Origin of the sequence: Streptomyces typhae (genome assembly GCF_009755605.1) — a bacterium.
In the GTDB taxonomy this organism is placed as follows: Bacteria; Actinomycetota; Actinomycetes; order Streptomycetales; family Streptomycetaceae; genus Streptomyces; species Streptomyces typhae.
The window spans coordinates 45183-57367 of sequence record NZ_WPNZ01000039.1 but is presented as its reverse complement, the minus strand read 5'-3'; the positions used below and the strand labels follow the sequence as shown (position 1 = coordinate 57367).

The following is a 12185-nucleotide window of genomic DNA, read 5'->3' as shown; positions in this document are numbered from 1 at the left end:
CTTCATCGTTCGACTTGCATGTGTTAAGCACGCCGCCAGCGTTCGTCCTGAGCCAGGATCAAACTCTCCGTGAATGTGTACCCGTAATCGGGTCCGACACCACGAGAGCGGAACAGCCGAGAGGAATAATCCCGACCGTTCACAGCGTCCTCGCTGTGCGCCTGCACGACCATCGGCCGTACAGGACTTTTTCAAAGGAACCTCAACTCACCGGAGTGAGTCGGGGTATCAACATATCTGGCGTTGACTTTTGGCACGCTGTTGAGTTCTCAAGGAACGGACGCTTCCTTTGTACTCACCCGAGAGACTCTCTCAGGCTTTCCTCCGGGCGCTTCCCTTCGGTGTTTCTTTTTGTTTCTCTTGTTCTCGCGTTTCCGACTCTATCAGATCTTTCCGGCTTCCCGTTCCGATCCGATTTTATCGGTGCTTTCCAGGTCTCCGCTTTCGCGTTTCCCTTTCCGGCGGCTCCGACTTTATCAGAGATTCTGAGTCGGACTTTCCGGCCCGTTCGAGGCTCCCCGGCACACCGTGCGCGGCGGTTCCCCGTCTGGCGGAGCCGTAAACGTACTGGAGCGGGGCGCCCCGATGCAAATCGAGGCGCCCCGCTCCGGAAGACCGCTCGTCAGAGGGGTCGTACAGGTCGGGTGGGCCCTCAGACCTCGACCACGACAGGCAGGATCATCGGGCGGCGGCGGTAGTTGTCCGACACCCACTTGCCCAGCGTGCGGCGGATGAGCTGCTGCAGCTGGTGGGGTTCGACGACGCCGTCCTGGGCCGACTTCTCCAGGACCTCCTGGACCTTCGGCAGGACCGCGTTGAAGGCGGAGTCCTCGATGCCGGACCCGCGGGCCTGGACGTGCGGGCCGCCGGTGATCTTGCCGGTGGTCGAGTCGACCACGACGAACACCGAGATGATGCCCTCGTCCCCGAGGATCTTGCGGTCCTTCAGGGCGGGCTCGCCCACGTCGCCCACGGAGAGGCCGTCGACGTACACATACCCGGCCTGGACCTTGCCCGTGATCTTGGCCTTGCCCTCGACGAGGTCGACGACGACGCCGTCCTCGGCGATGACGATCCGGTCGTGCGGGACGCCGGTGAGGGCGCCGAGCTCGGCGTTGGCGCGCAGGTGGCGCCACTCGCCGTGGACCGGCATCAGGTTCTTCGGCCGGCAGATGTTGTAGAAGTACAGCAGCTCGCCGGCCGAGGCGTGGCCCGAGACGTGCACCTTGGCGTTGCCCTTGTGCACGACGTTGGCGCCCCAGCGCGTCAGGCCGTTGATGACGCGGTAGACCGCGTTCTCGTTGCCCGGGATGAGGGACGAGGCCAGGATCACCGTGTCGCCGGAGACGATACGGATCTGGTGGTCGCGGTTGGCCATGCGCGAGAGGGCGGCCATCGGCTCTCCCTGGGAGCCCGTGCAGACCAGGACGACCTCGTGGTCGGGCAGGTCGTCGAGGGTCTTCACATCGACGACGAGGCCCGGCGGGACCTTCAGATAGCCCAGGTCACGGGCGATGCCCATGTTGCGGACCATGGAGCGGCCGACGAAGGCGACCCGGCGGCCGTACTCGTGGGCGGCGTCCAGGATCTGCTGGATGCGGTGCACATGGCTGGCGAAGCTGGCCACGATGATCCGCTTGCGGGCGCCCGCGAACACCTGGCGGAGCACGTTCGAGATGTCGCGCTCCGGCGGCACGAAGCCCGGGACCTCGGCGTTCGTCGAGTCCGAGAGGAGGAGGTCGATGCCCTCCTCGCTCAGGCGCGCGAAGGCGTGCAGGTCGGTCAGGCGACGGTCGAGGGGCAGCTGGTCCATCTTGAAGTCGCCGGTGTGCACGACCATGCCCGCGGGCGTGCGGATGGCCACGGCCAGAGCGTCCGGGATGGAGTGGTTGACCGCGACGAACTCGCAGTCGAAGGGGCCGACACGCTCGCGGTGGCCCTCGGCCACCTCCAGCGTGTAGGGCCGGATCCGGTGCTCCTGGAGCTTGGCCTCGATCAGGGCGAGGGTCAGCTTGGAGCCGATCAGCGGGATGTCCGGCTTCTCGCGCAGGAGGTAGGGGACACCGCCGATGTGGTCCTCGTGACCGTGCGTGAGGACGATGCCCTCGATGTCGTCCAGGCGGTCCCGGATGGACGTGAAGTCCGGCAGGATCAGGTCGATGCCGGGCTGCTCCTCCTCGGGGAAGAGGACGCCGCAGTCGACGATCAGAAGACGCCCGTCGTACTCGAAGACGGTCATGTTGCGGCCGATCTCGCCGAGGCCGCCGAGCGGGGTGACCCGCAGGCCGCCCTTCGGGAGCTTGGGCGGGGCGCCGAGTTCAGGATGCGGATGACTCAAAAGACTCTCCTCACCACACACGCCACGTACCTGAGGGGGCACGTGGCGCGCATGACGTTCGTGCAGTAGCAGTTGTCTGGGTGCAGGCTTCTGGCCTGCGGTGTTGCGTATTCAGTTGTGAAGTCTGTGGTTACAGCTGTACCCCACCGGCGGCAAGATCGATCTTGAGCTGGGCCGTCTCCTCGGGTGACAGTTCGACGAGCGGAAGGCGCAGCGGTCCGGCGGGGCGGCCCTGGAGGGCGAGCGCCGCCTTGCTGGTGATCACACCCTGCGTGCGGAACATGCCCGTGAACACCGGGAGCAGCCGCTGGTGGATCTCGGTCGCCTTCTGGACGTCGCCGTTGCTGTACGCCTCGAGCATCGCGCGCAGCTCGGGCGTGACGACGTGGCCGACCACGGAGACGAATCCGCAGGCGCCGACCGAGAGCAGGGGCAGGTTCAGCATGTCGTCGCCGGAGTACCAGGCGAGGCCGGAGCGGGCGATGGTCCAGCTGGCGCGGCCGAGGTCGCCCTTGGCGTCCTTGTTGGCGACGATCCGGGGGTGCTCGGCGAGACGGACGATCGTCTCCGTGTTGATCGGGACCCCGCTGCGCCCAGGGATGTCGTACAGCATCACCGGCAGCTCGGTGGCGTCGGCGATCGCGGTGAAGTGCCGGAGGAGGCCCTCTTGCGGGGGCTTGTTGTAGTACGGCGTGACGGTGAGCAGTCCGTGTGCGCCGGCGCGCTCGGCGGCGCGGGCGAGCTCGATGCTGTGGCGGGTGTCGTTCGTGCCGACACCGGCGACGACGTGGGCGCGGTCGCCGACGGCGTCCACTACGGCTCGTACGAGTTCTGCTTTCTCCGCGTCGCTGGTGGTCGGGGACTCGCCGGTGGTGCCGTTGACGATCAGGCCGTCGTTGCCTGCGTCCACCAGATGGGCGGCCAGCTGCCGTGCGCCGTCGAGGTCGAGTGCGCCGTCCGCCGTGAAGGGCGTGACCATGGCGGTGAGGACCCTCCCGAAGGGGGTCTGCGGAGTGGAGGTCGGAGCCATGGGTAACACGCTACTCGCTGCTCAGCGCGGGGTCGCCCCTCGGGTGACGCACTGGACCTGACAAGACCTGACAAGAGAGGAGCCCGGCACTGCCTGCTCGGGGGTTCAAGCAGTGCCGGGTCCGTTTGATCAGGCTAGATGAACTTCTAGAAATGCCGCAATACGGACACTTCGCTTGGATCACCCGCACATCTGTGCCGCGGCGAACCGCGCGTCCGCGCCGCGCGCGGCGCGACGAGGGGGCCGCACGCGGTCGTGCGCCCCAGGTCACCGCGGTCCGGTACCCGCATCTTTGACGAATTTGCCGAAACCGGGCACCTTTTGGGCGATTCGAGCGTCTGTCTAGTTGACACAGTTCAGTTCGAGTCCCGTGAGGAGACGCGCTACCCATGTTCCGTCGGCGAGAGCCCGTACCCTTCGCCTTCGTCGCCGAAGCCGACAAGTTCCGCAGCAACGTCACTCCCCCTCCGCGCGAGCGCGCCACGGCGGGCCAGATCATGGGCCGCACGCTCATCGGCCTCACCGTGGTCGCCGGCCTGGTGGGCTCCCTGCTCTTCGGGATGCCCGCGATGTCCGCCGGCCAGTCGCCCGCCAAGACCCAGCAGTCCGAGGCCTCCGACGGACGCTGACCCCCTTGGCCCCCCAAGGGTGGTAGCAGGGAGCACGGCTCGATAACCTCACCGGGCACAGCCCATGCATGGATTGAGTGAGGATCAGCCGTGCCCCTGCCCTTCCTGACCGCGGACCGCGCCTTCGACGACGCGGCGCACGATGTCGCGCTGCCCTTCGACGACCGTGACCGCTGGCGTCGGCCGTACCGCCCCGGCCCCTGGCGCGTGGGCGCCGCCGCCGTGCTGCTGCTCCTGGCCTCGTACGTCCTCGCGGCCGCCGTGATCATCGCCGCCGCCGAGTCCCTGCCGGGGGCCGGGGCCTGCGCCGGTCTCGCCGTCCTGATCATCGGCACCGCCCTGCGGCTCCTCCGCATGGGCACCTGGGTGAGCGCGCAGGGACTGCGCAGGGTCTCCTTCCTGGCCACGCGGACGGTGCCGTGGGCGCAGGTGGGCTCGGTGCGCACGACCCAGCAGCCGGTGCGGTGGCTCGGACTGCCCCGCACCGTGCAGGGCCAGGCACTGCTCCTCGTACGGCAGGACAAGGCGGCCGCTGATCCCTGGCTGCTCCTGACCGACCGGAACGCGGACTTCCTCGCGCGCCGCGCGGCCTTCGACCGGGCGGCCGACACGGTCGAGGTGTGGGCCGAGGAGTACCGGGCCACGGCCTGACCGGGCCCTCCGACCCTCCGGGGCCTCCCCGGCTCCCGGCCCGTCCGTCGGCTCCCGGCCCGTCCGTCGGCTCCTGGGCCTCCCCCGGCCCCCGCTCCTAGGCCCCGACCGCCCCGCCCTCGTGCAGAGTGATCGCCTTCTGCATGGCCTTGCGCGCGCGGGGGGTGTCCCGGGCGTCGTGGTAGGCGATGGCGAGCCGGAACCAGCAGCGCCAGTCGTCCGGGGTGTCCTCCGTCTCCGCCTTGCGCCGGGCGAAGACCTCGTCCGCCGAGTCCCGGTCGATACGGCCGCTCGGCGTCCGCTTCAACTCGTCGACGGGCAGCCCGCCTTCGGCCTCGAGCTCGGCGGCGAGCCGGTTCGCGCGCTGCACGAACCGGGTGTTCTGCCACAGGAACCAGACGCCGATGACCGGCAGGATGAGCACCGCGACACCGAACGTGACGGTGAGCAGGGTGCCGTGCTGTATCAGGAGCACACCCCGGCTGCCGACCAGGACGAAGTAGACGACCAGGACGGCAGCCGTGACGGCGTAGGTGATCTTTGCGCGCATGAGCTCAGTTCAGGTCCATGATGTCAGTTCAGATCCAGGAAGTGTTCCAGGCCGAAGGTCAGGCCCGGAGTGGACACCACCCGGCGCACGCCGAGCAGGATGCCCGGCATGAAGCTGCTGTGGTGCAGCGAGTCGTGGCGGACCGTGAGGGTCTCGCCCTCGCCGCCGAGCAGGACCTCCTGGTGGGCGAGGAGGCCGCGCAGCCGCACCGAGTGCACCGGCACACCGTCGACGTCCGCGCCACGGGCACCGTCGAGGGCGGTGCTCGTGGCGTCGGGCTGCGGGGCGCTGCCCGCCTGACTGCGGGCCTCGGCGATGAGCTGGGCGGTGCGCGTGGCGGTGCCGCTGGGGGCGTCCGCCTTGTTCGGGTGGTGCAGCTCGACGACCTCGACCGACTCGAAGTACGGCGCCGCGATCTGCGCGAACTTCATGGTCAGGACCGCGCCGATGGAGAAGTTCGGGGCGATGAGGACGCCCGTCCCCGGGGACGCCGCGAGGGACGTCCGCAGCTGCGCGAGGCGTTCGTCGGTCCAGCCCGTCGTACCCACGACGGTGTGGATGCCGTGTCGTACGCAGAAGTCGAGGTTGCCCACCACCGAACCCGGGTTGGTCAGTTCGACCGCGACCTGGGCGCCGGCTTCCACCAGCGTCTCCAGCTTGTCGCCGCGGCTCAGGGCGGCGACCACTTCCATGTCGTCGGCGGCCTCTACGGCCCGGACGGCCTCGGAGCCGATCCGGCCCTTGGCGCCGATGACCGCCACGCGCAGCTTGCTCATGTCCTTCATCCTTAAACGGGAGTCGGTCCTCGGCAGGACGGGAGTCCTGCGGGAGGGCGGGCTAGGCGACCGCGTCGTGCAGCCGCGCGGCCTGCTTGTCCTTGAGCGGGCCGATCGCCGAGAGCGAGGGGCGCCGGCCGAGGACGTCCGCGGCCACCGCGCGCACCTCGTCCGGGGTGACCGCCGTGATCTTCGCGAGCATGTCGTCGACGGACATCTGCTCGCCCCAGCACAGCTCGCTCTTGCCGATACGGTTCATCAGCGCCCCGGTGTCCTCGAGACCGAGGACGGTGGAGCCCGCGAGCTGGCCGATGGCACGGGCGACCTCGTCGTCCGTGAGACCGTGCTGCGCGACCTGGTCCAGCTCGTCGCGGCAGATCTTCAGGACGTCGTGCACCTGGCTCGGGCGGCAGCCCGCGTACACCCCGAAGAGGCCGGTGTCGGCGAAGCCCGAGGTGTACGAGTACACGCTGTAGGCCAGGCCGCGCTTCTCCCTGACCTCCTGGAACAGGCGGGACGACATGCCGCCGCCGAGCGCGGCGTTCAGGACCCCGAGGGCCCAGCGGCGCTCGTCGGTGCGGGCGAGGCCCGGCATGCCGAGGATGACGTGGGCCTGCTCGGTCCTGCGGTCGACGATCTCCACCCGGCCCGACGTGGTCAGGCGGCGCGAGCCGGAGCGCGGGGCCACCGGGGTCACGTCCGTGCGGTGCAGCGCGCCGGCCTTCTCGAAGGCGGCGCGGACCTGGCGGACGACCTTCTGGTGGTCGACGTTGCCCGCGGCCGCGACGACCAGGTGCGTCGGGTCGTAGTGCTTCTTGTAGAAGCGGCGGATGCGGTCGGCCGTCAGGGCGTTGATCGTGTCGACGGTGCCGAGGACCGGGCGGCCGAGCGGGGTGTCGCCGAGCATCGTGTGCGCGAACAGGTCGTGCACGCAGTCGCCCGGGTCGTCCTCCGTCATCGCGATCTCTTCGAGGATGACGCCGCGCTCGGCGTCCACGTCCTCCTGCTCGATGAGCGAGCCGGTGAGCATGTCGCAGACGACGTCTATCGCGAGCGGCAGATCGGTGTCGAGCACGCGCGCGTAGTAGCACGTGTACTCCTTGGCCGTGAACGCGTTCATCTCGCCGCCGACCGCGTCGATCGCCGAGGAGATGTCCAGGGCGCTGCGGCGGGCGGTGCCCTTGAAGAGCAGGTGCTCCAGGTAGTGCGTCGCGCCGTTCAGAGCGGGTGTCTCGTCGCGGGAGCCGACGTGGGCCCAGATGCCGAAGGTGGCCGAGCGGACGGACGGCAGGGTCTCGGTGACGACGCGCAGGCCCCCGGGGAGGGTGGTCTTGCGGACCGTGCCGACGCCGTCGCGGCCCTTGATGAGGGTTTGGGTACGGGCGACGGCCCGCGCCTCCGAGGAGGTGCGGGCCGTCGCCTTGGAGCTACGGGACGTCACTTGGCGGCGTCGTCCTTCGTCTCGGAGTCCTTCGCGGCGGTGTCCTCGCCGTCCTCGCCCTCGACGACGGGGATCAGGGAGAGCTTGCCGCGGGAGTCGATCTCGGCGATCTCGACCTGGACCTTCTGGCCCACGCCGAGGACGTCCTCGACGTTCTCCACGCGCTTGCCGCCGGCGAGCTTGCGGATCTGCGAGATGTGCAGCAGACCGTCCTTGCCCGGGAGCAGCGACACGAACGCACCGAAGGTGGTGGTCTTGACGACCGTGCCCAGGTAGCGCTCGCCGACCTCCGGCATGGTCGGGTTGGCGATGCCGTTGATCGTGGCGCGGGCGGCCTCGGCGGCCGGGCCGTCGGCGGCACCGATGTAGATGGTGCCGTCGTCCTCGATCGTGATGTCGGCGCCGGTGTCCTCCTGGATCTGGTTGATCATCTTGCCCTTCGGGCCGATGACCTCACCGATCTTGTCCACCGGGATCTTGACGGTGATGATCCGCGGGGCGTTCGGGGACATCTCGTCCGGGACGTCGATCGCTTCCATCATCACGTCGAGGATGTGGAGGCGGGCGTCACGGGCCTGCTTCAGCGCGGCGGCCAGGACCGAGGCGGGGATGCCGTCGAGCTTGGTGTCGAGCTGAAGCGCGGTCACGAACTGCTTGGTTCCCGCGACCTTGAAGTCCATGTCACCGAAGGCGTCCTCCGCACCGAGGATGTCGGTGAGGGCGACGTAGTGCGTCTGGCCGTCGATCTCCTGGGAGATCAGGCCCATGGCGATACCGGCGACGGCGGCCTTCAGCGGCACACCGGCGTTGAGCAGCGACATCGTCGAGGCGCAGACCGAGCCCATGGACGTCGAGCCGTTCGAGCCGAGGGCTTCGGAGACCTGACGGATCGCGTACGGGAACTCCTCGCGCGAGGGGAGCACCGGCACGATGGCGCGCTCGGCGAGCGCGCCGTGGCCGATCTCGCGGCGCTTGGGCGAACCGACGCGGCCCGTCTCACCGACCGAGTACGGCGGGAAGTTGTAGTTGTGCATGTAGCGCTTGCGCGTCACCGGGGACAGCGTGTCGAGCTGCTGCTCCATGCGGAGCATGTTCAGCGTCGTCACGCCGAGGATCTGGGTCTCGCCGCGCTCGAACAGCGCCGAGCCGTGCACGCGCGGGATGGCCTCGACCTCGGCGGCCAGCGTACGGATGTCCGTGACGCCGCGGCCGTCGATGCGGACCTTGTCCTTGATGACGCGCTCGCGGACCAGCTTCTTGGTCAGCGCGCGGTAGGCACCGGAGATCTCCTTCTCGCGGCCCTCGAACTGCGGGAGCAGCTTCTCGGAGGCGATCTCCTTGACGCGGTCGAGCTCGGCCTCGCGCTCCTGCTTGCCGGGGATGGTCAGGGCCTGGGACAGCTCCGACTTCACGGCGGCGGTCAGGGCCTCGAGGACGTCGTCCTCGTAGTCCAGGAAGACCGGGAACTCGCCGGTGGGCTTGGCGGCCTTGGCGGCGAGGTCGGCCTGGGCCTTGCAGAGGACCTTGATGAAGGGCTTCGCGGCCTCGAGACCGGCGGCGACGACCTCCTCCGTGGGGGCCTCGGCGCCGTCCTTGACGAGCTGGACGGTCTTCTCGGTGGCCTCGGCCTCGACCATCATGATCGCGACGTCGCCGTCCTCCAGGACGCGACCGGCGACGACCATGTCGAAGACGGCGTCCTCGAGCTCGGTGTGCGTCGGGAAGGCGACCCACTGGCCCTTGATGAGCGCCACGCGCGTGCCGCCGATCGGGCCCGAGAAGGGCAGGCCGGCCAGCTGCGTGGAGCAGGAGGCGGCGTTGATCGCGACCACGTCGTACAGGTGGTCGGGGTTGAGCGCCATGATCGTCTCGACGATCTGGATCTCGTTGCGCAGGCCCTTCTTGAAGGAAGGACGCAGCGGGCGGTCGATCAGGCGGCAGGTCAGGACCGCGTCCTCGGAGGGGCGGCCCTCACGGCGGAAGAAGGAGCCGGGGATCTTGCCGGCCGCGTACTGCCGCTCCTCGACGTCCACCGTCAGGGGGAAGAAGTCGAGCTGGTCCTTGGGCTTCTTGGACGCGCTGGTGGCCGAGAGGACCATCGTGTCGTCGTCCAGGTAGGCCACGGCGGAGCCGGCGGCCTGACGGGCCAGGCGGCCCGTCTCGAAGCGGATGGTGCGGGTGCCGAAGGTGCCGTTGTCGATGACGGCCTCGGCGTAGTGGGTCTCGTTCTCCACCAGCGGTTCTCCTACGTTTCGTCTTCGCTCCCGGGCCCGTGTGGCCGGGGAGATCCCTCGGCCCGTGTGGCCGGGGGGATTCCACCGCGGGCCCGTGCGGCCGTGCGGTGGCGGGAGAAGCGCATCGTGTGTGCGGGCCGGTCTTCGATCGAAGCACCCGGGGTTCGTCTCTTTCGTATCCCGGGGGCCACTACCGAGGACCGGCGGCGGCGGATGCGCCCCTCCCATGGGGTCGTACTGCGTACGGCGTACTTCTTGCTGTGCTCGATGCACTTCTTGCTGTGCTCGATGCTGTCCGTACCGTGCCGGACGTCACCAGGTTACAAAGCTCCGCTGACAACGCGCACGTACAGCAAAGGGAGCGGCCCCCTTCGAGTGGGAACCGCTCCCTTCACGGCGTCTTACTTGGCGCCGGCCGCACCGCGGCGGATGCCGAGCCGGTCGACCAGCGCACGGAAGCGCTGGATGTCCTTCTTGGCCAGGTACTGCAGCAGACGGCGGCGCTGACCGACGAGGATCAGCAGACCACGACGGGAGTGGTGGTCGTGCTTGTGCGTCTTGAGGTGCTCGGTCAGGTCCGAGATGCGGCGGGAGAGCAGTGCCACCTGGACCTCGGGGGAGCCGGTGTCGCCCTCCTTCTGGCCGAACTCGGTCATGATCTGCTTCTTCGTAGCGGCGTCGAGCGACACGCGTACTCCTTGTGATGTCTTCAGTGCCTTCGAGTGCCCCTGGTCTTCTACTCAGGGGAGCTTCCGTGACTCGGGAGGCCGGGGTCCGCCCCGGGGGGCGGGCTGCCGCGCGGCGCTTCTCCCTGGCCTGGGGGCCTCGGGGGGTGCGCAGACATGCGGCCGTCACACAGAGTACCAGGCCGGGGCTCGGGCGCTTACAGGAGGCGGCTGCCCCGGCCGCGGGGGGTGCGCCTCAGCTCGTCATCGCGCGGGCCGACGCGTACACGTCGAACACCGCAAGGGTGAGCGGCACCAGGGTCAGGAGGACGAAGACCTCGGCGATCTCCAGGAAGCGGCCCCAGAAGGGGGTCACTCCGCTACGTGCCGTGATCAGGCCGACGGCGGTGGTCAGCGCGGCCACCGCCGCGATCGCCGCCACGAGCCAGATCGTCCGCAGGTCGAGCGCGCCCGAGTCACCGGCGAGGGCGTCGCGGACCAGGCCCTCCGGCGGGTTCAGGCACAGCCCGACGCCGAGCAGCAGCAGGCAGCCGAGCCCGGCGGCCAGCGTGGCGGCGACCTGGGCCGTGTAGCGGAAGAGCTGGGCGCGCATGAGCATGGCGACGCCGGTGGCGAGGGCGAGCAGCTGGGCCCACACGTCGTCCGCGAAGCCGAGGACCGCCGCGGCGCCGACGGACACCAGGGCGCAGCCGCCGACCAGGCCGACAAGGAGTTCGTGGCCGCGGCGGGCCTGGGCGGCGATGCGCTCGGCGTCGACCGGCTCGTGGGGCGCGGGGTCCGGGTCGGGGTCGTAGGCAGGTCGTGAGGCGTGCGGCGAGTCGAAGCCGATGGGCAGCCGGGCGAAGCGCATGGAGAGGCCCGGCAGGAAGGCGAGCGCGCCGACGGCCACGGGAGCGCAGAGCGATGCCGTCTCGGCCGGTGTCAGCTCGCGGACACCGGCGGCGAACGCGGCGAGGAGCCCGATGGCGGCGGCGGAGGCACAGGCCACGAACGGGCCGTCGGCGCGCGGCGACACCAGGACGAGCACCACGGAGGCGATGAGCACGGCCGCGCAGGCGAGCAGGAACTGCAGCCTGCCGACGCCCTGTCCGTCGGTCAGGGGCAGCAGCCCCGAGCCGGCCACCGCCACGTTCGGCAGGGCGCCGACGCCGAGCGCCACGGCCGCGGCCCGGTCGTCGTAGATCCGCGCGCGGACGCAGGCGAAGGTGAGCAGCAGCAGGCCGGCGACGGCCGCGAGGACGCCGGAAAGACCGTGCGTGTCGTGCCGGGGAGCCGCGCTCCAGGCCGCGAACGCGAGGAGGAACGGCAGCACGGCGCCGCCTGCCAGGCCCGCGACCCGCGTCAGATCGGCGTTCCACAGCGCCCGGTCGCGCGTCACCGCGGAGGCGATGGCGTCGGACACGTCGTCGAAGACGGCGGGCGGCAGCGACGCGGAGAAGGGGCGCAGGGTGAGCAGCTCGCCGTCGAGGATGCGCTGGGCGGCGAAGGAGCGGGCGCTGTCGAGGACGGTGCCGTCACGGCGTACGAGGTGGTAGCCGACGGGTGCGCCATCGGCGGGGCGCTGCCGCGAGAGGCGGAGGATCTCGGGGTAGATGTCGGCGACCGGGATGTCGTCGGGGAGCGCCACGTCCATGCGGCTGTCGGGGGCGACGACGGTGACTCGGCAGAAGCCGAGGCCGGACGCGGATCCGGGGAGCACCGCGGGTGCGGCGGCGGCCGGGGCGCCGCTCCCCGGCGTCCGCCCGGGACCGCCGGCCCCGGCGGCGGCAGAAGTTGTCACGCTCACCCGTCGTCCCCCTCTGGCGCGCCCGCTGCCGGTCACACCGAACGGCCTTTCTCCTTCGCGCAGT

Annotated in this window: 10 protein-coding genes and 1 rRNA gene; 2 read left to right on the top strand and 9 right to left on the bottom strand. The window is 70.0% G+C overall.

The annotated features are described in order from the left end of the window. The 3 genes from GPA10_RS40380 to dapA form a co-directional block, all read right to left on the bottom strand. A 16S ribosomal RNA gene (locus GPA10_RS40380) occupies window positions 1–74 on the bottom strand; the annotation flags it as partial. 578 nt (window positions 75–652) lie between these two features. Beyond that, on the bottom strand, window positions 653–2338 hold the full coding sequence (locus GPA10_RS40375) for a ribonuclease J (protein ID WP_058845502.1): 1686 nt from the start codon (window positions 2336–2338) through the stop codon (window positions 653–655). A gap of 130 nt (window positions 2339–2468) precedes the next feature. Further along, on the bottom strand, window positions 2469–3368 hold the full coding sequence (gene dapA, locus GPA10_RS40370; protein WP_058845503.1) for a 4-hydroxy-tetrahydrodipicolinate synthase: 900 nt from the start codon (window positions 3366–3368) through the stop codon (window positions 2469–2471). Window positions 3369–3757: 389 nt separating this feature from the next. On the opposite strand from dapA, the gene GPA10_RS40365 reads away from it, so the two are divergent. Both GPA10_RS40365 and GPA10_RS40360 read left to right on the top strand, forming a co-directional pair. Further along, window positions 3758–3997 (top strand): hypothetical protein, encoded by a 240-nt coding sequence (locus GPA10_RS40365; protein WP_157169747.1) that lies wholly within the window; start codon window positions 3758–3760, stop codon window positions 3995–3997. A gap of 90 nt (window positions 3998–4087) precedes the next feature. Then, complete coding sequence (locus GPA10_RS40360; protein ID WP_343041873.1) at window positions 4088–4648, top strand: PH domain-containing protein; 561 nt, start codon at window positions 4088–4090, stop codon at window positions 4646–4648. A gap of 97 nt (window positions 4649–4745) precedes the next feature. Here GPA10_RS40360 and GPA10_RS40355 read toward each other — a convergent pair whose 3' ends face one another. The 6 genes from GPA10_RS40355 to eccD form a co-directional block, all read right to left on the bottom strand. Beyond that, entirely contained in the window at window positions 4746–5198 is a 453-nt protein-coding gene (locus GPA10_RS40355; RefSeq protein ID WP_058845506.1) for a hypothetical protein, read from the bottom strand. Window positions 5199–5221: 23 nt separating this feature from the next. Beyond that, a complete protein-coding gene (dapB, locus tag GPA10_RS40350; RefSeq protein ID WP_058845534.1) occupies window positions 5222–5974 on the bottom strand; it encodes a 4-hydroxy-tetrahydrodipicolinate reductase in 753 nt (250 codons plus the stop codon). A gap of 61 nt (window positions 5975–6035) precedes the next feature. After that, window positions 6036–7415, bottom strand: coding sequence for a M16 family metallopeptidase (locus GPA10_RS40345; RefSeq protein ID WP_058845507.1), 1380 nt, complete (start codon window positions 7413–7415; stop codon window positions 6036–6038). Next, on the bottom strand, window positions 7412–9649 hold the full coding sequence (locus GPA10_RS40340; protein WP_058845508.1) for a polyribonucleotide nucleotidyltransferase: 2238 nt from the start codon (window positions 9647–9649) through the stop codon (window positions 7412–7414). Before GPA10_RS40340 ends, GPA10_RS40345 begins: the two co-directional genes overlap by 4 nt. 401 nt (window positions 9650–10050) lie before the next feature. Continuing rightward, complete coding sequence (rpsO, locus tag GPA10_RS40335; RefSeq protein WP_030363216.1) at window positions 10051–10338, bottom strand: 30S ribosomal protein S15; 288 nt, start codon at window positions 10336–10338, stop codon at window positions 10051–10053. A 232-nt stretch (window positions 10339–10570) separates the two neighbouring features. After that, window positions 10571–12121, bottom strand: coding sequence for a type VII secretion integral membrane protein EccD (eccD, locus tag GPA10_RS40330; RefSeq protein ID WP_343041872.1), 1551 nt, complete (start codon window positions 12119–12121; stop codon window positions 10571–10573). Window positions 12122–12185 lie beyond the last annotated feature (64 nt).